The sequence below is a fragment of the Aeromonas sp. 75A genome (assembly GCF_051919425.1).
Lineage (GTDB): Bacteria > Pseudomonadota > Gammaproteobacteria > Enterobacterales > Aeromonadaceae > Aeromonas > Aeromonas veronii.
In genome coordinates, this window is record NZ_JBQBES010000002.1 from 3,645,951 (window position 1) to 3,665,475 (window position 19,525).

16 protein-coding genes are annotated in these 19,525 nt (G+C 59.3%); 4 read left to right on the top strand and 12 right to left on the bottom strand.

Annotated features, from left to right (window positions below; all coding sequences use genetic code 11):
* Window positions 1-25 precede the first annotated feature (25 nt).
* The 3 genes from ACTG2T_RS17045 (at window position 26) to ACTG2T_RS17055 (ending at window position 2,882) form a co-directional block, all read left to right on the top strand.
* On the top strand, window positions 26-1,210 hold the full coding sequence (locus tag ACTG2T_RS17045; RefSeq protein ID WP_330124823.1) for an OmpP1/FadL family transporter: 1,185 nt from the start codon (window positions 26-28) through the stop codon (window positions 1,208-1,210).
* A 284-nt stretch (window positions 1,211-1,494) separates the two neighbouring features.
* Window positions 1,495-1,800, top strand: coding sequence for a hypothetical protein (locus tag ACTG2T_RS17050; RefSeq protein WP_330124824.1), 306 nt, complete (start codon window positions 1,495-1,497; stop codon window positions 1,798-1,800).
* Complete coding sequence (locus ACTG2T_RS17055; protein ID WP_005353238.1) at window positions 1,797-2,882, top strand: HlyD family secretion protein; 1,086 nt, start codon at window positions 1,797-1,799, stop codon at window positions 2,880-2,882. Before ACTG2T_RS17050 ends, ACTG2T_RS17055 begins: the two co-directional genes overlap by 4 nt.
* A gap of 60 nt (window positions 2,883-2,942) precedes the next feature.
* On the opposite strand, the gene ACTG2T_RS17060 is transcribed toward ACTG2T_RS17055, so the two are convergent.
* The 6 genes from ACTG2T_RS17060 to ACTG2T_RS17085 all read right to left on the bottom strand — a co-directional run bounded on the left by ACTG2T_RS17060 (window position 2,943) and on the right by ACTG2T_RS17085 (window position 12,594).
* The gene (locus tag ACTG2T_RS17060) at window positions 2,943-6,047 is read right to left on the bottom strand and encodes an efflux RND transporter permease subunit (protein ID WP_330124825.1); all 3,105 of its coding nucleotides are present in this window, start codon (window positions 6,045-6,047) and stop codon (window positions 2,943-2,945) included.
* Window positions 6,048-6,056: 9 nt separating this feature from the next.
* A complete protein-coding gene (locus tag ACTG2T_RS17065; RefSeq protein ID WP_005353223.1) occupies window positions 6,057-7,256 on the bottom strand; it encodes an efflux RND transporter periplasmic adaptor subunit in 1,200 nt (399 codons plus the stop codon).
* A 398-nt stretch (window positions 7,257-7,654) separates the two neighbouring features.
* Window positions 7,655-8,461 (bottom strand): exodeoxyribonuclease III, encoded by an 807-nt coding sequence (gene xthA / locus ACTG2T_RS17070; RefSeq protein ID WP_005337776.1) that lies wholly within the window; start codon window positions 8,459-8,461, stop codon window positions 7,655-7,657.
* 251 nt (window positions 8,462-8,712) lie between these two features.
* Complete coding sequence (locus ACTG2T_RS17075) at window positions 8,713-9,675, bottom strand: ion channel (RefSeq protein ID WP_164536449.1); 963 nt, start codon at window positions 9,673-9,675, stop codon at window positions 8,713-8,715.
* Between the two features lie 66 nt (window positions 9,676-9,741).
* Window positions 9,742-11,388: a tetratricopeptide repeat protein gene (locus tag ACTG2T_RS17080; RefSeq protein WP_330124826.1), complete on the bottom strand. Its 1,647-nt coding sequence runs from the start codon at window positions 11,386-11,388 to the stop codon at window positions 9,742-9,744.
* 159 nt (window positions 11,389-11,547) lie between these two features.
* Complete coding sequence (locus tag ACTG2T_RS17085; RefSeq protein ID WP_330124827.1) at window positions 11,548-12,594, bottom strand: FAD:protein FMN transferase; 1,047 nt, start codon at window positions 12,592-12,594, stop codon at window positions 11,548-11,550.
* Window positions 12,595-12,929: 335 nt separating this feature from the next.
* Between ACTG2T_RS17085 and azu the strand changes: the two genes are divergently transcribed.
* The gene (azu, locus tag ACTG2T_RS17090) at window positions 12,930-13,370 is read left to right on the top strand and encodes an azurin (protein WP_139428543.1); all 441 of its coding nucleotides are present in this window, start codon (window positions 12,930-12,932) and stop codon (window positions 13,368-13,370) included.
* 114 nt (window positions 13,371-13,484) lie between these two features.
* Here azu and ACTG2T_RS17095 read toward each other — a convergent pair whose 3' ends face one another.
* The 6 genes from ACTG2T_RS17095 to ACTG2T_RS17120 form a co-directional block, all read right to left on the bottom strand.
* The gene (locus ACTG2T_RS17095) at window positions 13,485-14,042 is read right to left on the bottom strand and encodes a HutD family protein (RefSeq protein WP_330124828.1); all 558 of its coding nucleotides are present in this window, start codon (window positions 14,040-14,042) and stop codon (window positions 13,485-13,487) included.
* Between the two features lie 84 nt (window positions 14,043-14,126).
* Complete coding sequence (locus ACTG2T_RS17100; protein ID WP_139428384.1) at window positions 14,127-14,786, bottom strand: YceH family protein; 660 nt, start codon at window positions 14,784-14,786, stop codon at window positions 14,127-14,129.
* Between the two features lie 139 nt (window positions 14,787-14,925).
* A complete protein-coding gene (locus tag ACTG2T_RS17105; RefSeq protein ID WP_330124829.1) occupies window positions 14,926-17,064 on the bottom strand; it encodes a diguanylate cyclase domain-containing protein in 2,139 nt (712 codons plus the stop codon).
* Entirely contained in the window at window positions 17,061-18,254 is a 1,194-nt protein-coding gene (locus tag ACTG2T_RS17110; RefSeq protein ID WP_330124830.1) for a sugar ABC transporter substrate-binding protein, read from the bottom strand. The genes ACTG2T_RS17105 and ACTG2T_RS17110 overlap by 4 nt, the downstream gene beginning before the upstream one ends.
* 162 nt (window positions 18,255-18,416) lie before the next feature.
* Window positions 18,417-18,632 carry a YdcH family protein gene (locus ACTG2T_RS17115; protein WP_005337763.1) on the bottom strand — a complete coding sequence of 72 codons (216 nt, stop codon included), beginning with the start codon at window positions 18,630-18,632 and terminating at the stop codon, window positions 18,417-18,419.
* Between the two features lie 276 nt (window positions 18,633-18,908).
* A complete protein-coding gene (locus ACTG2T_RS17120) occupies window positions 18,909-19,520 on the bottom strand; it encodes a hypothetical protein (protein WP_330124831.1) in 612 nt (203 codons plus the stop codon).
* Window positions 19,521-19,525: the final 5 nt, after the last annotated feature.

The window sequence follows — 19,525 nt, forward strand, 5'->3', positions numbered from 1 at the left end:
ATGTTCACTATTCAGGAGTATTGAAATGCAGCCACGACTGTTGTCGCTGATGCTTGCCGCTTTGCTGAGTCCATCAGCCATGGCTGGCGGCCTTGCCCTCTACGAGACCAGCACTGCCAACAGTGCGCTGGCCAACGCAGGGTCTGCCGCCCGTGCCCAAGGGGCAGATACTATCGCAAGTAACCCGGCCGGTATGACCAAACTGGAAGGTACCCAGTTGCAGGTCAATGGCGGTGTGGTATACGGCGACCTTGAGCTGGATCTGGACAACGGCGGTAACAACGGTGGAAATGCCCTGCAGACCGCGCCGCTCGGCAGCCTCTATCTGACTCATGCCATCGACGATCAATGGGTCGCAGGTATCGGCGTCTTTGGCAGTCACGGTCTGGGTATCGATTATGGCGATGGCTGGGATGGTCGTGGTTATACCCAGTCGGCCAAGCTGACCGGCATCGCCTTTGCTCCGAGTCTGGCGTACCGCATTGACTCAAATTGGTCGGTGGGAGCCAGCCTGATCGCCATGAATGGTTCGCTGGAAGCCTCTGTGGATCTGACGTCCGGGATGGGGGAAGGTCGGGAATTCTCCAACAGCGACTGGGCGTATGGCACCTCCTTCGGGGTACTTTACGAGCTGGATCAGCACTCCCGTATCGGCCTGAGCTACTTCTCCGAACTGAAGTGGGAGCTGGAAGATCAGCTCTTCCCACGTGCTGATGTGGCAGGTCTAGGGGTCGAGATCATGATTCCGCAGACCATTACGCTAAGTGGCTATCACCAGCTCAACGACCAGTGGGCCTTGCTGGCCAGTGCCAACTGGCAGCAGTGGTCCCGTTTTGGCGATATCGGTGTAGCATCTGCCATGGGCAGCCAAACCATTGATATGAATTACAAGGATACATGGCATGCCAGCCTGGGGGCACAGGTTGATGTCACCCCTGCACTGCGTTTGAGCAGCGGAATCGGCTATGACAGTAGTGCAGTGAGTGATGAGTACCGTACTGTGATGCTTCCAGTGGGTTCTGGTTGGCGCTGGGGTCTGGGGGCCAGTTATCAGTTGAGCCCAGCCACCAAGGTGGAAGCCAGCTATACCCTGGCCTGGCTGGGTGATATGCCAGTGGATCAGGACGGGATCGGTCGCCCGCACTTGTCCGGCAGCTACAACAACAGCTACCTGAACTTCTTCAACATCGGTGTGCAACACCAGTTCTGAGTTGTGAGCCTTGCAAGCCTTCACTGATTGGGGGCTTCTCCACCCTGCCCGTCGCGCCGATCCGGCGCGTTATTAGCTGGGTGGCTCGTGAGGTCCACTTGTTTGCTCATCCGTTACTCAAGGAACAACATCAAATGTCATCACAATCAACCTCTGCGTTAGCGCGGTGGCTTTGGCGCCTGACGTTTATATTGGTCACGGTCGCTTTGGTTGTCTTCTTCTCGAAAGGTGCCCACATCTATCCAATTGAGGCGACCAGGTTCAACCATGCTTTGCCAGCCATCATGGTACTGCTTGATTCCGAGATCTTTATGGGGGTGATTACTGTGATCTCTCTCTATGTGGTCCTCTATCTGGTCTATCTGCTGTGGCAACTGCATGAGATCGCTGTGCATCGTGCCAAGGTGTCTGAGTCGGTGCATATCACCCTGGTGTTTGCACTCTCCTTGTGCGGACTGTTTATCGACAAGACCTGGTGGGTGCTTGCCGTCATCATCGCTTTTGCCCGTTGGGATGTGCTGAGCGAGCGGATGAGCCTTATTATCGGCCATGGTATTCGACGTGGCCGTCATGAGGGGGAGGCATCATGAAAGAGATCCTGCTGCCCTATATCCTGATCGTCTGGTTGCTGGTCAAGCTGAACATATTGCCTTGGAACCTAAAAACGGGTTTTTGGAGTACCGCAATTGGCGCGTTATTGGCGCTTGGTTTGTTGACTACCTCTCGCCATTTGGCTCCGGTGGATTTTACCGATTCGGCGACGGTCAAGGCACCTCATGCGGTGTTGGGACCATTACTAGGCATCAACCAGTTTCATCAGATAGATCAGATTTATGTTGCGCATAATCAGCGCGTTGCGCGTGGTCAGCCCATTTATAGTCTTGCGGACTGGGAGAGTAACGGTAAGGCTCAGGCGTTGAGCTATCAGATTGACGCCCAGCATGCCCAGGTGGCGTCAGAGGTAAGCCAGCAGCGAGCGATCCAGTCACGACTGAACCTCAATCACAAGGAATTGGCTCGGCTGACCCAGTTGGGTAACTTTGCCAGTATTCAGAGCCGTGACCAGCTGCAGACCCAAATTGATGGCGATCTGGCGCAACTGAGTGCCAGTGAAGCGAAGGTTCAGGCGATTGAAGCTCAGGTGCTGAATCTGGAGACAGAGCTGGCCTTGCAGGAGCGACGGAATGAAGAGAAGGTGATCAGGGCTCCGTTTGATGGTCAGGTCTCGATAGTCAATATTGCCAGCGGTTCCCGTACCGGCAACATGCACCTATACGACACTTCTCGCAAGTTTCTGGAGTTTCGCATTCCGGATCAGAGTTTTCGCAACATAGCACCAGGCCAGTTTGCCGAGTTTTATGTAGATGCCTATCCCGGGCGCATCTTTCGGGCACGAGTGCACTCAGTACTTACTGGTACGGGGGAGGCCCAGATGAGTGTTGCGCAGGGGGATCAGGATGTACGGCAGCATGTGGGCAACAACATGTCGAGCCATGGCCGGACAGTGGTGCTCGACATGCTGGTGCCGGACGGTGTGGACTTGCCAATTGGGGCAACCGGCTCAGCCTGGATTTCGGCACATAAACCTCATCCGCTGCTTGGCTTTATCGACATCATCGGTGCCGCCACCGTGCGTCTCAAGGCGATGAAGGCCTATCTGTTTGCGATGTAACGAACCGACATAAAAAAGCCCCTCCGTGAGGGAGGGGCTTGGTGAGCGAGACCGCAGTGGTCAGGCCCGTTTCTCCGAGCGGCGCATGATGAGCCGGAAGAAGAGCGGGATAAAGAAGATGGCGATAAAGGTGGCGGCCAGCATGCCGCCGATGACCGGCCAGCCGAGGGCGTGACGGCTTGCCGCGCCGGCCCCGCTGGAGGTGACCAGCGGCACACAGCCGAGGATGAAGGCGAGCGAGGTCATCACGATGGGACGGAAACGCAGGCGCGCCGCCTCCAGTGCCGACTCGATGAGGCTCATTCCCTCTTCGTGCTTCATCACCGCGAACTCCACGATCAGGATGGCGTTCTTGGCGGCAAGGCCGACCAGGGTCACCAGCCCGATCTGGAAGTAGACGTTGTTGGTCAGCCCCACCAGCCAGGTGGCGAGCAGGGCACCGAACAGGGCGAACGGTACGGCGGTGATCACCGCAAACGGCAGGCTCCAGCGTTCATACTGGGCGGCCAGAATGAGGAAGATCATCACGATACCGAAACCAAAGGCCATGCCTGCGCTGCCTGCGGCCGCTTTCTCCTGATAGGCGGAGCCGGTCCACTCCAGCTTGGCGTCGTTGCCAAGAGCCTCATTGGCGACCTCTTCCAGCGCGGCGATGGCCTGACCCGAGCTGTAGCCTGGGGCGGGCTGGGCCATGATCTTGGCGGCCTGGAAGATGTTGAAGCGTTCGACCAGTTCGGGGCCGGTGGCATCACGCACCGTCACCAGACTGCTGAGCGGGATCATCTCCCCCTTGTCGGAGCGGACATAGACGTTGCGGATGTCGCTCTTCTTGGCGCGGTAGTCGGCCTCGGACTGCAACTGCACCCGGTAGGTACGGCCGAACTGGTTGAAGTCGTTGACATAGACCTGGCCGAAGGTGGCCTGCATGGTGTCGAACACCGCATTGATCGGCAGCCCCAGCGCCTTGGCCTTTTCGCGATCCAGGTCGAGATAGACCTGTGGCACGTTGGCGCGGTAGGTGCTGGTGACGCTGGCAAACTCCGGGCGTGCCTTGGCCGCTTCGAGGAAGCGCTGCACTTCGCCTGAGAAGGCCTGGGCGTTGCCGGTGCCACGGTTTTGCAGATAGGCCTCAAGGCCACCTGTGGTGGACATCCCCTGAATGGGAGGCGGGTTGAAGGAGGCGACAAAGCCATCCGCCAGCCCCATCAGGCTCAAGCCCTGGAAGGTCTTGGCCAGCGAGAAGGAGTCCTGTCCTGTCCCCTGACGCTCGCTCCAGTCCTTCAGGGTAATGAAGGTCATGCCGCTGTTGCTGATGATGGCATTGGAGAGAATGTCAAAGCCCGAGAAGGTGATCACATCCTTCACATGGGGGTTGGCCATGGCGATCTTGTCGAACTGATCCGCCACCGCCTGGGTCCGGCTCATCGCGGCGGCATCCGGCAGCATGACGGCGGAGATGAGGTAGCCCTGATCTTCGTTCGGTACCAGTTCGCCCGGTACTTTCAGGAAGAGGCCGTAGATGGAGAGGATCAGCACGGCGATGATGGCAAAGGCGACCCCCACCCGACGGTTCAGGAAGGCCACACCCCGTACATAGCCGCGGGTCAGCTGGTCAAATTTATCGTTGAACCAGACGAAGAAGCGGGCCGGTTTGTGGTGTCCCTCTTTCAGCAACACGGCGCACAAGGCCGGAGAGAGAGTCAGAGCCACCAGACCTGAGATGGCGACCGAGACCGCGACCGTGATGGCGAACTGCTTGTACATCACCCCTGTCATGCCGCCCATAAAGGCGACTGGCAGGAACACGGCGCAGAGTACCAGCACGATGGCGACCACCGGACCGGAGACCTCCTGCATGGCGAGGATGGCGGCTTCCTTGGCGGAGCACTTCTTCTCGCTCATGATCCGCTCGACGTTCTCGAGCACCACGATGGCGTCATCCACCACGATACCGATGGCGAGCACCATGCCGAACAGGGTCAGCAGGTTGATGGAGAAACCGAGCACCAGCATGCCGGCGAAGGTCCCGATGAGCGACACCGGCACCGCGATACAGGGGATCAGGGTGGCGCGGAAGTTTTGCAGGAACAGATAGACCACCACGAACACCAGTACGATCGCCTCGAACAGGGTGTGTACCACCTCTTCGATGGAGATCTTCACGAACTCGGTGGTGTCATAAGGGATCTGGTACTCGATATCCTGCGGGAAGCGCTCCTTGAGTCGCTCCATGGTGGCGTGTACCGCATCGGCAACCGCGACGGCGTTGGCGCCCGGTTGCAGATAGGTGGCGATACCGATGGCCGGTTTGCCGTTGGCGCGGGCCACCAGATCATAATCCTTGCCCCCCAGCTCGACCCGGGCGACATCGCGGACCCGGATCTTGGAGCCATCGGGCATGGAGCGGACGATGATGTTCTGGAACTCCTTCACATCCTCAAGGCGCCCTTTGGTCTGCACCGTGTAGGTGAAGTCGATGGGGGCCGTGGTGGGCTGGGCACCGATCTTGCCTGCCGCGAACTGGGTGTTCTGCTCGCGAATGGCGCCAATCACGTCGCTCGGGGTGAGCTCGAGCTGGGCCAGTCGATCCGGCCGCAGCCAGATGCGCATAGCGTAGTCGGTACCGCCAAACAGAGTGGTATCACCGATGCCGGGAATCCGCTTGAGCTCGTCGATAATGTTAAGCAGGGCGTAGTTCGACAGATAGGTGGTATCAAACGAGCCGTTCGGTGACTGGAGGGTGACCACCTGCAGGATGGAGGTCGATTTCTTCTTGACCGTCACCCCCTGCTTTTTCACCTCTTCCGGCAGCTGGGCCATGGCGGCCGAGACCCGGTTGTTGACGTTGATGGTGGCCTGATCCGGATCGGTGCCGATCTCGAAGTAGACGTTGAGGTTCATCTGGCCGTTGGAGGCTGACCCCGATTGCATGTAGATCATCCGCTCGACGCCGTTGATCTGCTGCTCCAGCGGCGCAGCCACGGTCTGGGAGATCACCTCCGGGGTTGCGCCCGGATAAAACGCCGTGACCGAGACCACAGGCGGGGTGATCTGGGGATATTGCTCGATGGGGAGCGCCCGCATCGCCGCCAAACCGCCCAGCACGATAATGATCGAAATCACGCTGGCGAAGATGGGGCGTTCTATGAAGAACTTGGAAAACATACGGGCTCCTTACTTGGCCGCAGACTGGCTGACCACCTTGCCGGTGATCGCCTTCATCTCGTCGGCAGAGACAGGTTTTACCACGGCGCCGGGGCGAGCCTTCATCAAGCCTTCGACGATATAGCGCTCACCTGCCTGCAGGCCGCTCTCGATCAGCACGCCGGAGTCGACCGCTGCGCCCAGGGTCACCGGACGGGGCACTACCTTGTTGTCGGCATCGACCACCATCACCATGCGGTCAGCCTGGGACTGGACGATGGCGCGCGGCGGCACCACGATGGCATTTTTGCGGGTGCCCAGATCGATGGTCATGCGGACAAACTGGCCGGGAAGCAGTACGCCGTCCTTGTTGTCGAAGATGGCGCGGGCACGGATGGTGCCGGTCTGGGGATCGACCCGGTTGTCGGAGAAGTTGAGCTTGCCCGCCTCCGGATAGAGGGATCCATCGGCCAGACGAATATGGGTGCGCCAGGTGGTGGCATCCTTCGCCTCAATCACCCCTTTTTTTACCGAGTTTTCGAAGTTGAGGCGATCCTGCTCCGAGTAGGAGAAGTTGACGTAGAGCGGATCAAACTGGGTGATGGTGGTGAGCAGGCCGTTGTCGCCGCTGGTGGAGATAAGGCTCCCCTCGGACTGGGAGCTCTTGCTCGCCATGCCGTTGATGGGGGCGGTCACCTGGGTGTAGCTGAGGTTGAGCTCTGCCTCTTTCACTTTGGCCTGAGCGGCCTGATGGCTGGCGATGGCCGCTTCGTAGTTGGCGATGGTGTCGTCATAGTCCTTGCGACTCACCACCTGACGCTTGAAGAGGGGAATGATGCGATCCCGATCGGCACGGGCCTTGTTGAGACGGGCCTGCTCCTGAGCCAAAGTCCCTTTGGCTTGCTCCAGCGCCACCTTGTAGGGCTCAGGGTCAATCAGAAACAGCTCCTGACCGGCGGTAACCGGCTGGCCTTCCACATAAGTGCGCTTGAGCAGGATGCCACTGACCCGGGAGCGCACATCAATCTCGCGAAAACCGGCGGTCTCTCCCACCATCTCGGTGGTGAGCGGCACATCGGTCAGCTTGACCTCGGCGACCACCACAGGGACGGCGGGCATGGTCTGTGCCGTCTGGGTCGTCTCGCCGCCACAGGCACTCAGACCGCTGATCAGCGCCAGGGTCAGCAAGCTGCGTTTGTAAACCTCTCTTCCGGCATTGGGCACCTTCATCATCACACTCCTGTTGGATCGATTTCGGCTGCTGCGTTCAGCATGTTGCTCCATACACATCATTAACTTCATGATTAAAAAAACAACTTCTTTATGATTGGAATGGGAGATGATAGGGCGGCAACCTTGAACACAACCTTCTCAAAGTGGCAATTAGGGTTGCCGATTGACGAAAAAAGTCTGACTTTTCCGATATGGGCGGGGGGCTTCGGGGATGTTCATCCCGGGCCAGGGCTCTTCGCAACCGTATCACGCCAGCCACTCCTTGCTGCAAAAAAATAAGGTGCCATAAGGCACCTTGTCTGGATGGGTTTTCTACGCCCTTTTATCGCGGGCAACCGCGAGCCGCTTCACAGTTTACGAATTCGTCGCGGCTCATCGGTTAATCTTGCGCCGCATCAGGCAAAGCAGGCCCAGATGGGGGCGTGGTCGGAGGGTTTCTCGATACCGCGCAGCTCGTAGTCGATACCGGTCTCGGTCACCTTGTCCTTGAGGGCGTCGGAGGCCATGATGAGGTCGATGCGCAGGCCGCGGTTCTCGTCAAAGCCCTTGGAGCGGTAGTCAAACCAGGAGAAACGCTCGCACTCGGTGGGATTGGCGGCGCGGAAGGTGTCGGTCAGGCCGAACCCTTTCAGTCGCTCCATCCATTCGCGCTCGATGGGTAGGAAGGAGCATTTGCCATCCCGCAGCCAGCGCTTGCGGTTTGCCTCGCCGATGCCGATGTCGAGATCGGTGGGGGAGATATTCATATCCCCGATCAGCACCAGCTGGTCGTCCGGGGTGTGGTTGGTCTCGAGGTAGTGCTGCAGATCCTCGTAGAACTTCTGTTTGGCCGGGAACTTGGTCTCATGATCCTGGCTTTCACCCTGCGGGAAGTAGCCGTTCATCACCTTGATGAGGGAGCCGTCTTCGCGCTCGAAGGTGGCCATGATCATCCGGCGCTGGGCCTCTTCATCATCGGTGGGGAAGCCTTTCTCCACCTTGACCGGCTTCTGCTTGCTCATGATGGCGACCCCGTAGTGGGCCTTCTGGCCGTGAAACTCCACGTGATAGCCCATGGCCTCCACATCGGCCAGCGGGAAGGCTTCATCGTGCACCTTGATCTCCTGCAGGCCGATCACATCGGGCTGGTGCTTGTCGATGATGGCTTGCAGCTGGTGCAGACGGGCGCGCAGGCCGTTGATATTGAAAGAGATGATCTTCATGTCCGGGATGCTCATGTCATTTTTATAAGTGGCTATTGGACTAGGAATCGGCTGTGGATGCAAGTTCGGGGGCTGTGACTGGTGCAGCTGCTTGGTAACCTGTTCACGATCCGTCGCGAGAGGCTGTCAGCAAGGTGAAGCGCAGCGCAGGAACCGGATTGTATATGTATACATGAGCACTCTTGGTTACAAAAAAGCGAGCAGCACATGAGCCTTGATCACAGCCTCGCAGTAGGATCGTGGACAGGTTTTCAGCGGGTCATCTTTTTGACGAATACCACCACAAACAGCGCCAGCGTAAAGCTGCCGGTGAAGGCCTCGAAGGCGGCGAAGATCCTGGAGAGACCGACCGGAGTGAAGTCACCGTACCCCAATGTGGTGAAGGTGACCACGCTGTAGTAGAGGCATTCGAGCAGGAAGATGGCATTTTGCTCGAGCGGGGCAGCGGGCTGGTAGATGAGGTGCTCGCCCTGAAAATGCAGTCCGCAGAAGAAGTAAAAAATGCTGCAGATAAAGATGAGCAGCAACGAGAAGAGCACCACCCGCATCGGGGCCTCGCCATAGCCGCAAAAGAGATCGACCACCCAGGAGGTAAAACGCTGGGTCGACCAGAACGGCAGTTGCAGGCGGCGCATGGTGAGCTCCTGCTGGATATAGTTGCCGGACATGGTGAAGATCCCCTGTGCCTCGGAGGCTTTGCGTAGATCCCGGTAGGTCTCTTCAGCCTCCTTGAACCATATGCGCGCCTGTTTGGGATCCCGTTCGCGGCGCCCCTTGCGATCCTGCATCACCCGTTTGCCGGTCTGCATGTTGTCGAGCCGGGTGTTGTGCCAGCGGATGCCGAGCAGGTTGACGTCATCGAGGGTAGCGCACTGGAGGTTGGCATCACTGAGATCGGCCTTCATCAGGCTGCCGCCCTTCATGCGCAGGCCGTAGAGGTGACCACCGCGCAGGTTGGCGCGATAGAGGTTGCACTGCTCCAGCAAAAATCCCTGATCGGACTCCTTGTTGACCAGATTGAGGCCCGCCAGATTGGCCCGTGACAGCTGCAGGCCGTGGCAGAGTCCGCCAGCGCGAACGTACTGTTCAAGCGCCTCGGCGCTGCGGGCTTCCTGATGGGTATGGTGGGGATCATGCCAGTGGCAGAGATCGTGCTCGCCAGCCTCTTCACTGCAGTGGCGGCCATCGGCCACCAGATAACGACACATCGCCATCTTCGTTTCCCTCGCATTGCCGAACTGGTTTCAGCATAGGCGGGGAAAAGGGGGCGCGGCGGCGTCTTAGCTGAACTGGTTGAACTCCTGACGCAACTTGCGAAAACGCTCCTGCTGGGCCGGGTTGAGGGGGATGCCGTCGAGCACGTCCAGGGTGTCTTTGCACTCGGCACCAAATTCCGGACTCTTGCGGTTTTTCTGCATCAGTTGCAGCAGCACCTGGATCTTGTTGAGAGCCGCACCGGTATTGGCGGGGGCGCGGCGCAGGGCCTCGCGAAAATGACCGAGGGCCTGCTCCAGCTCGCCGCTCTGATAGGCCTTGATCCCCAGATCGTTGAGCTGCTGGTAGCGCTGACGCCGTTCCAGCACCGTCTTGTCATCGCGGGTTGCCTGAATGCAGGTGGTGAGCAGCCGATCTTCGTCCTCCGCCAGCAGCCCTTGCAGGCTTTCGGCATATTCAAACTCGCCGAGCTGATAGAGGGCGAGGATGGTCTCGCCAAGCAGGGCGGGGGGCATGGTGGCCGGTTCATCGAGCCAGTTCTGATTGGCGCGATAGAGCATCTTCTTGCCCTTGAGCAGCTCGCCCAGCGCAATCTGCACCCGGGCCTGACAGATCTGCTCGAACACCGGGTAGTTGAACTCCGACATCATCAGCGAATCGCGGATGCGCGACAGGGCCGAATTGACCTGCTTTTGCAGGTTGGCGATGTGGTAGCTGTCGTTGCTGTTGAGGGCGTAGAGGGTCAGGGTCTGGATATAGGCCCCCAGATAATGGGGCGTGCGATGGATGGAGTTGCGTGACAGGTCGATCAGCGACATCAGCACATCCTTGGCCTGGGCGTAGTCGTGACGCTGCAGGCACACCTCTGCCAGCCGACGGGAGAGTTGCACCGACTGAGGGGAGATATCCACCGCCCGTCTGAGCTCCTGCTGCGCCTGCTCGTCATTGCCAAGGGCCAGCAGGGATTCTGCCACCCAGAGGTGAGCCTCCACCATCAGCGGGGTATTCTTGAGGGTCGCCTGCAGATGGCTGACCGCCTCTTCGTGGAGCCCCAGGGTGTTGCACGCCTTGCCCAGCGTCAGGCGGGCCCAGCTGTTCTCCTGCCCGGCCAGCAGTTGGCGCATCAGGGCGCGTGCCTCCTGCGCCTGACCCAGCTTGAGGTGGGTATCGGCCTGCAGGCAGCGGCAGTAGTTGGCAAAACGGGGCACCGCATCGGCCCGCTCGGCACAGGCGGTAATGAGGGCTGCCAGATTGTCATCGGCCAGCGCGGTAAAGACGCTAGCCAGCGCATTGCGCCGGGCGAGGGCACGCTTCAAGCGAAACGAGAACTGCTCCTGAGAGAAGGGCTTCATCAGGTATTCGTCGGGCTCGGCTTCCAGTGCGCTCAGTACCATGGCGCGGGAGCTGTCGCCACTCACCATGATCACCACGCTCTGGGGCGGGATCAGATCTTTGTCGCGCAGGCTTTCGAGCAGTTGGCGACCATTTTCGCCAACCCCCAGATCGTAATCGATGAGATAGATGTCGAAACTGCCCTTCTGGCAGCGGCGTCGCGCATCCTCGGCAGTATTGGAGTAGGTGATGTTGCTGATGCCCAGATTGAGCAGCATCGCCTTCATCATCACCTGAAACGAGCGCTGCTCATTGACCATCAGAATGCGTTGTGGCTTGGCTGGGCTCTTTTTTTCTGGCTCTTGTTCGGGTGTCTGCATCTGTCTGGGTCGAGGCGCTACGGGCTGATGGGAGAAAGTGTGCCACCAAAGCGCCCGAAGAGGCAATTGGCCAAGTTGTCGATTGCGAACCATCTCCGTTTGTCCGCCTTTTGTCCGCGATGAGTGAAAGAAAAAGGCCCTGTTGCCAGGGCCTTGAACTCACCGTTTTTTCTCTGCCAGATAGGGAGCAAATTGCGGCGTGTACTCAGCCTTGAACCCCTGTTCGGTCTTGATGATGAGATAGACCGCCAGCTGGTGCTGTTTGGCAAATGCCATCCCCGCTTCAGGCCCCATCACCATCAGCGCGGTATCGAGAGCATCGGCCTCCAGCGCGGTCGGGGTGATGACGCTGGCGGAGACCAGCTTGTGGGTGACCGGCTGGCCGGTGGCGGGGTCGATGATATGGGAGTAACGCTGGCCATCCATCTCGTAGTAGTTGCGATAGCTGCCCGCAGTGCTGAGCGCCATGCCGTTGGGGATGACGATATCGGAAAACGCTCCCGGCTGATCGGAGGGTTCGACGATGGCCACTTTCCATGGCGAGCCCTTGCTGTTGTTGCCCTTGCTGCGCACCGCACCGGCCACTTCGATCAGGTAGTTGTGTACCCCCTTCCCCTCGAGCAGGGCGGCGATTTCATCCGATGCCGCCCCTTCGCCAAGGGTGGAGAGGTCGAGATAGAGATCCGGGATCGTTTTTTCGAGCAGGAAGTGATCCCCTTGCGGGGTCAGGGTCAGCTTGTCGATCCCCACCTTGTGGCGGGCGGCGACGATGGCCGCCTCATCGGGCCGCTTGACCGGCCGTTTGTCCGGGCCAAAGCCCCACAGATTGACCAGAGGCCCCACGGTCACATCCAGCTTGCCGTCGGTCAGCTTACCGGCATCAATCCCCTGCTGGACTATGATGGCCATGGCGGGCGGGATGGCAAACGGGGTGTTGGCGGGCCCTTGATTGAAACGGGAGATGAGCGAACCCGGATCGTAGGTGGAGATCTCCTTGTTCATCCGGGCCAGCAGGCTCTCTACGTCGCTTTTGAGGGCGGGCTCCCCACCGGGGTAGCTATCGCTCAGGGTCACCACATAGTAGGTGCCCATGGTTTTGCCCTGAATACGGGTCTGGGAAGGCGGGGTGGGCTGGCAGCCGGCCAGCGCCAGCAGCAGGGTCAGCAGCAGGCCGCGCATGGCCGCCACGGGGGTTATCGCAATCATCCGGCGCTCTCATCTGGAGAAGGTTCATATCGGGGCGCTAGCTTAGCCAAGGGGCGCCCGCTGGGCGAGCCCTGATAGGGGCAATCGGAGGGAAAAGGGCAGAAAAAATTAAACAGTTTTGAACCAGTGACAGCCGAGCGCCGTATCGTCCATCCGTGAGGGAGAGAGTGGCGAATAGAGCTCCGTCTGGTGACTTGGCCCGCAGCTTTGGCCAAAAGCCATAGCCGATTGAAGACAATTGAGTAAAATGAAGGTCGATTTAGACGGCATCTTTGCGAAGCGTTCACCGCATCCGCCAAGTCGTTGCCATCCATTGCCAATCAAAGGAGAAGATGATGAAAAAGGCGATCACCCTGCTGTTTCTGAGTACCCTGGCTGCCCCCGTGCTGGCGGATGAGTGTGCACTGGTCATCGAAGGCAATGATGCCATGCAGTACAACCTCAAAGAGATGAGCGTGCCGGCCACCTGTAAGGAGGTGACGGTCACCCTGAATCACACCGGTAAGCTGCCTGTGACCGCCATGGGTCACAACTGGGTGCTGGCCAGCACCGCCGACTATCAGACAGTGGCGACTGCCGGGATGAGCGCCGGGGCCGAGAACGGCTATCTGCCCAAGGATGATTCTCGTGTGCTGGCTCACACCAAGCTGATCGGCGGCGGCGAGAGCAGCAGCGTCACTTTCAAGACCGACGGTCTGGCGGGCAAGGATCTCACCTTCTTCTGCTCCTTCCCCGGCCACTTCGCCATGATGAAGGGCTCCTTCAAGGTCAACTAAGGTGCTGACTGGCTCGAGCCGGTTGCCTCAATAGCAAAAGCCGGGATTTCCCGGCTTTTTCATCTCTGCTGTTTGTGTGTGGCGTGGCATGACTGCACACCGCCGACTTTTGTGCTATTTGGCCTGCAGGGTAAAGAAGGCGATGGCGGTCTTCTTCTGGCATTCGAAGTGAATGCTCTCTTCACCGGTCACCACCAGCGTTTCGTTGATGGCCACCTCTTTGCCCTGCACAGTCAGCTGGCCACTCAGCAGGTGACAGAGGTAGGTATTCTCTGGCTCGAGGGTAAGGGTCAGCGGGAAGGGGAGGTTCAGCACTCGCACGTTGGCGCTGATGCGATCCGGATGGTAGATAAGCCCCAGATCGGTCACCTCTTTTTTCAGCAACTCGCAGTGGGTCTCCTCATCGCCGCTAAAGTGCGCCGCCTCGAAGGTGGCGTAGGGGTGACCATTGAGCACAAAGCCAGCCCCGCTCACCGGCAGCAAAATGCGCTGATAGCCAGGAAAGGAGGAGAAGGGACCCGCGCTCTTGATGGGGGCCGAGCTCAGTCGATAGTCAAAATCGAGTTTGGCAAGGCAGCTCCCCTTGGGGGAGATGAGGATCTGGCTGGTAGTGCCCTGCTGGTTTTTCCAGGGCATCTTCTGGTGGTCAGACTCTTTAATCAGGGTGATCACGGGCACTTCCTCACGATAAAAAACGCAGGGAGCCGGGGACATCAGCCCCGGCTCCCTGATAGAGAGTGGTGATGGTAAAGGCGATCAGCCCTGACCATCCAGCGCAGCCAGCCGCGCTTCCATGGCGGCGAGACGGCTCTTGAGCTCGCTCACTTCCAGCTCCAGCTCGCTCAGACGGTCGGCGGCAGGGGAGGCATAGGCCGCGGCGGGGGCAGCATCCATCATCGCCTGAATATCCACTTCGCCGCTAAACAGGTGGGCGTAGCGGGATTCGCGCTTGCCCGGCTCGCGCGGCAACTTGACCACGTAGGGGCCACGCTCGATGAGTTGGGTCAGCACCGCATCCACCTCGGTGACATCATCGAAACTGCAGAGGCGGTTGGTGCGCGAGCGCAGCTCCCCCGGGGTTTGCGGGCCGCGCAGCAGCAGTTCGCAGACGATGCCGAGCTCCTGGGCGTTGAATTTCAGCTCGCCAAATTCGGTGTTGCAGAATCTGTGCTGGTAGCGGGGCACCCGGGCGTTGAAGCCTGCAGTGTTGACCACCAGCCGCTTGCGGATCAGCTCGTCCACCACGGCGCGGATATCGAGCTCGGAGAGCTCCAGCACCGGCTCGCGGTTGCTCTTCTGGTTGCAAGCGTTGACCAGTGCATTAAGGGAGAGGGGATATTGATCCGGGGTGCAGATCTCTTTTTCAATCAGACAGCCGATGACGCGGGCTTCCAGCGGGCCAAGTACTAACTCCATTTCCTACTCCCTTCCAAATCGAGACATCAAGAGCCCCTATCTTAGTCATGGTCCGCGCCGCGTCTAGCGTTGCGCGCCATTTTTGCGAGCTGATCAGGGCGTTGGCGAAAGGCTCGCCAACGCCGCAGACCTCCGCTTTTTATCGCTGCCCCTGATAGAAGCGCGCCTTATTGGCATACATGGCGTCGTCAGCCACCCGGCTCAGCTCCGCCAGCGGGGTCTGGTCGCTGCTGCTCCAGCCGATGGCAAAACGCAGCGGGAAGCTGTGCTCCCCATGCTGCACGATGGCGTGCTGCTGGCTTGCCTCCAACCTGCCTGCCAGCTGCTGGCTGGCGAGGTGATCCGCCTCCGCCAGCAGGACGAACTCGTCGCCGCCGATACGGAAAATCTTCTCATCCTGACGGCAGAGGGTGCGCAGTTGGCGAGCCATCTGGATCAGCAGGGCGTCGCCCGCCTCGTGCCCATACTGGTCGTTGGTGCGCTTGAGGCCGTTGAGATCGAGCATGAAGAGGGCGAGGTGGCGCTCGGGATGGCGTGCCAGCACCGCCTGATAGTGATGGAAGGCCTCTTCGAACGCCTGCCGGTTGGGCAGCCCGGTGAGGTTGTCGGTGCGGGCGACCCGCGCCAGCTCGTCGGTGAAGAGACGCCCCTCGATGCCCACCGCCAATTGCTTGGCAAACAGCCGCAAGATGGCCCTGTCTTCGGACTCCAGCCCTTCTGCGCTCACCATCAGATAACCAAACAGCACGCCACTTTGGCTACCGGGCAGAGTCATGATCTTCCAGAGTGCGTTTTCCCACTGGCATTCGGAGTGTTTAACCTCCTCATCCATCAGTTGAGCCAGTTTCTCCTGCAAGGCATCCCGCAAGGGGGCATCGACCCCCTGGGTCAGGGAGTAGTGGGGCTGCCCGTCTCGGCGGATCACCAGTCCCCAGCGGTGGCCGGGATAGAGCTGCGAGAGCTGCAGCAGGGCGGAGCTGGCCAGCTCGGCAATATCGATATCCAATTGCTGGTGCAGACCGAACTGCAGCCAGGATTGCAGGATATGGCGGCTGCGCTCCTCCCGGCTCAGGGCCGAGCGCAGGGCGGTCGTTTGCGAGGCGACCTCTTGCTCCAGTTCGTCGTTGAAGCCGAGCAGCCGCTGGTTGAAGGCCTCTTTCTCGCTATTGGCCTGCTGCAGCTGTTCATTTTGCTGATAGAGCGCCCGCACCTGATCCGAGATGGTGCTGGCCATCTCTTGCAGCAGCTGGCGCACCTCGTCGTACTCCACAAAGCGCAGCGGCGCCTGCCGTTGCTGGTAATTGCCCTTGCCATAGCTGCGCACCAGCGCGGCCAGCGAGCGCAGCGGTCGGGTGAGCCAGCGGGTGAGCCAGACGCAGCCGATGGCTACCAGCAGCAACATGACGGCGATGCTGACGGTCAGCAGCTGTTGGGATTTGTTGAGCTCGCTGACCCTGTCATTGCTGTAGCTGTAGAGGGTGATGGTGGGGGTGATCTCCTGCTCCAGCTGGGACCAGCCAATGGCCAGGGGCTGCGCCAACTTGCTTGGCTCCCTGTCATCCATGGCGTTGGCGTTCTGGTGAGCCCCTTCGTAGAGACGGTTCTCGCCCTGGGAGATCACCAGATATTCGCTCCCCTTGAGATAGGGCTCCAGCAACTGGGCCATCTGTCGCCAGGGGAGGATGGCCATCACGAAGCCGGAAGGGGTCTGCATCACCCCTGCTCGCTGGTGGTTGCGATAGATGGGGGCTACCAGCGCCAGCCCGCCGCTGCGGTTTTGCTCCATGTCGTCGACCAGCACGGGATCATCGACGGGCAGCAGCAGATGCTTGCCCTGTTTTGCCTCGCGGGTCTTGCCCCAGGCCATCAGCTGCGGCATCAGGTTGCTCGACTCGAGGTGGGAGGCCTGACCATTGATGTACTCCACCACCAACCCCTTGTCATCGATGAGGTAGGCCGAGGTGATCAGGCTGTTGGATTTGACAAAGGTGGCCAGCGCCAGCCGGGCATGGCTGGAGAAGAGGAAGTTGTCGAGGGCCTGATGGAGCACCCGATCCTGACTGAGTTGATTGATCTGGGTGCCGATCAGCTCGCTGCGAAAGCGGGCCTCGCGGGTCATGCTGGTGAGGGCCCGCTCCAGCTGTGACTGCTCGCTCTGGGCGATGATCTGGTGCTGGCGGATCAGCAGCACAGTGCTGGCCAGCAGTGCTGGCAGCAAGGCGACGGTGAACAGGATGATGATGAGGGTCGGGCCGAGCCGAAAGGTGCGATGTTTCATGGTGCCTTGACCTGCCGGTACTGCTGATCGGCCAGCTGCTGCATATAGCGGGCGGTGTCGGCAGCACTGATCCCCTCTTTAAAGCGCTCGAACCCTTTCTCCATCGCTTGCCAGGCGATGGACATGGCGCTGTCGGAGGGCATGGGGGTACTGAGGGTGAACTGCTCCAGGAGCACTTTTTCCTGAGGCGTGGGACGGCGGCTGATGGCGGTAAAAGCCTGCTGATTGACCGGCAGCAGCGCCCCCTGATGATAGATGAACTGCTGAATATCCTGACGCTGGATAAAGGCCATCAGTGCTTTGATGACGGGTTGCCGATCCTCATCATCCATCGCCCAGCGGGAGGCTCCCATCACGTAGGCGCCGCTCATGGAGTGCATGGGATGGCTTTGCCAGCGGGGCAGCAGGGCAACGCCCAGCTTATCCCCCATGTTCTTCACCAGATCGTTGAAGGCCCAGTCCCCATTGATGAGGTAGGCGCTCTTGCCCTCATTGAAGCGGGCGAGGGCGGTGTCATAGTCGCACTCGGGATCGACCCACTGTTCGCTGGCGACGGTGCGGTAGGCCTCCAGTGCCTGCACCATGGCCGGGCTGTTGAGGGTGATGCGCCCTTCGGTCACCGGCGAGCCGCCAAAGGTGTGTAAAAAGGCGGCGAAATAGTACATATCGTGATAGGGCCAGCTGACGGGGTAGACCCCCTTGGCCTTGAGGGCCGGGGTGATAGCAGTCAGTTGCTGCCATTGGGTCACCGGAGTCGAGACCAGCGCCTTGTTGTAAAACAGCATCAGATGGTTGCCCTGCATCATGGGCATGCCCCAGCGTTGCCTATCCAGGGTGACATAACGCAAGGCGCTGGCCATCAATGAGGGGGAAAACCACTCGGCCGGGAGCGGGGCGAGGGTCATCTGACGATAGAGGCCGATAAAATCGGAGGGGATCAGCATCAGATCGGGCAGCCCCCTGGCCTGAGCTGCCAGCAGGAGATCCGCCTTGATCTTGCCCGGCTCAATCTGGGTGACCCGTACTCTGTGGTTCCCCTCCTGATTGAAGCGGGCGATCACCTCGTCGATCACGTAACCGGCTTGCTGGGAGTGCCACAGCTCCAGTTCAGGCTCCTGGGCCTGCAGGGGGTGGCTCAATGCGAACAGGCAAAGCAGCAAGAGATGATAAAAAGATCGTTTTCTGCTCATGTTATCATCACCGTTATTCCCTGAATTCCAAGGGAAAAATGTAACAAACTACCGGCAAGATAGGTAGGCTCGGGTGTCAACTAATTGACTGAAACAACAAAAAGCCCGGCGCGTGGGCCGGGCTGGGGGATAAATTGCTTATCCGCATATTCTTCGAGGCATCTATTGTGGATGTTGTTTGAGGATGTCGTATATCTCCTCTTTCAGTTTGAGTTTCTGTTTTTTCAGATCTCTCACCTCGGCGCTATAGTCGCTGGCGTGATGCTTTTCCAACTTTCTAATCTCCGCATCCAGGTCGTTGTGCAAGTCAAACTTCTTCTGGAAATGGACATCACTGCTCTTCAGTTTCGAGATGAGTTCTCTGTACTCTGGGAACATGTAATGGAGCCTCCTTGGTTTCGTTTGATTGTGCCTGTAAGACCAAAGCTACCCCTTAGTGCCGGGGATAAATGTGATCCTGATCGGATTTGGGGGCAATGATTTGGAGTATTCGGCGGGATATTTATAACTTGTTGAATCAAAACAAGATAAGTGATTTGTCAATCTGAATGGTGAGCCAAACTGTGGGACAAGTCACAACAGGGGCAGTGTTGGCGTGAGGGTGCAGGATCAAAAAAGGGGCCGAGTGGCCCCTTTTTATGGATGCAGGCAACGTTACTCTTTATCTTCGTCCGCCTGCTCTTTTTTCTTTTTCTTCTCGGGTAGCGGCTTGCCATCGCGGTGGATCACCTTGCCCGCTTCAAAGCCAATCTGGGCCGCTAGCTCCTCCAGATCCGCCGACTTGGCCTGATCCCCGATGGCGTAGCGATAGTTGGCGATGGAGAGCTTTTCGGCCACCGGCGTGCCCGGGACGATAGGCTCGCGCCAGCCCTGGCCGATGTGGGCCACCAGGGTGCCGTTCATCAGCAGCTCGCCGACGATCTCCTGGGTCGGGTTGCCCTTGCCGTAGGTGAGCCCCTGCGGGTGCTTCTTGCCGACCAGCGGCTCATTGCTGGCGGGGATCAGCTTGGTGCGGATCAGCCACTTGGGATTTTTGGTGTTGCCCACCGCCTTGCCGGTCTGGTACTCGTTGATCTTGATGGTCTTGATCATCTGGGCCATGAAATCCTTGGTCAGCGCCTTCTGGGCCTCGCTGCTCTCATCGATGACGATGGGGGCCACATACCAGGTCATGGTGGCTTGAGTCTTGGGGGCTGCGGGCGCGGTTTGCGCCATGGCCAGAGGGCTGAGCAGCAGGGCAGTCAGCAAGAGTCCGATTTTCTTCATTCTGA

Bases quoted from the DNA above. Each gene is read 5' to 3' on its own strand.
- ACTG2T_RS17060 (WP_330124825.1), bottom strand. From the start codon at position 6,047: ATGTTTTCCAAGTTCTTCATAGAACGCCCCATCTTCGCCAGCGTGATT.
- ACTG2T_RS17115 (WP_005337763.1), bottom strand. From the start codon at position 18,632: ATGTTCCCAGAGTACAGAGAACTCATCTCGAAACTGAAGAGCAGTGAT.
- ACTG2T_RS17075 (WP_164536449.1), bottom strand. From the start codon at position 9,675: ATGGCGATGTGTCGTTATCTGGTGGCCGATGGCCGCCACTGCAGTGAA.
- ACTG2T_RS17120 (WP_330124831.1), bottom strand. From the start codon at position 19,520: ATGAAGAAAATCGGACTCTTGCTGACTGCCCTGCTGCTCAGCCCTCTG.
- ACTG2T_RS17105 (WP_330124829.1), bottom strand. From the start codon at position 17,064: ATGAAACATCGCACCTTTCGGCTCGGCCCGACCCTCATCATCATCCTG.
- ACTG2T_RS17100 (WP_139428384.1), bottom strand. From the start codon at position 14,786: ATGGAGTTAGTACTTGGCCCGCTGGAAGCCCGCGTCATCGGCTGTCTG.
- ACTG2T_RS17110 (WP_330124830.1), bottom strand. From the start codon at position 18,254: ATGAGCAGAAAACGATCTTTTTATCATCTCTTGCTGCTTTGCCTGTTC.
- ACTG2T_RS17080 (WP_330124826.1), bottom strand. From the start codon at position 11,388: ATGCAGACACCCGAACAAGAGCCAGAAAAAAAGAGCCCAGCCAAGCCA.
- ACTG2T_RS17050 (WP_330124824.1), top strand. From the start codon at position 1,495: ATGGTACTGCTTGATTCCGAGATCTTTATGGGGGTGATTACTGTGATC.
- ACTG2T_RS17045 (WP_330124823.1), top strand. From the start codon at position 26: ATGCAGCCACGACTGTTGTCGCTGATGCTTGCCGCTTTGCTGAGTCCA.
- ACTG2T_RS17085 (WP_330124827.1), bottom strand. From the start codon at position 12,594: ATGATTGCGATAACCCCCGTGGCGGCCATGCGCGGCCTGCTGCTGACC.
- ACTG2T_RS17065 (WP_005353223.1), bottom strand. From the start codon at position 7,256: ATGAAGGTGCCCAATGCCGGAAGAGAGGTTTACAAACGCAGCTTGCTG.
- azu (WP_139428543.1), top strand. From the start codon at position 12,930: ATGAAAAAGGCGATCACCCTGCTGTTTCTGAGTACCCTGGCTGCCCCC.
- xthA (WP_005337776.1), bottom strand. From the start codon at position 8,461: ATGAAGATCATCTCTTTCAATATCAACGGCCTGCGCGCCCGTCTGCAC.
- ACTG2T_RS17055 (WP_005353238.1), top strand. From the start codon at position 1,797: ATGAAAGAGATCCTGCTGCCCTATATCCTGATCGTCTGGTTGCTGGTC.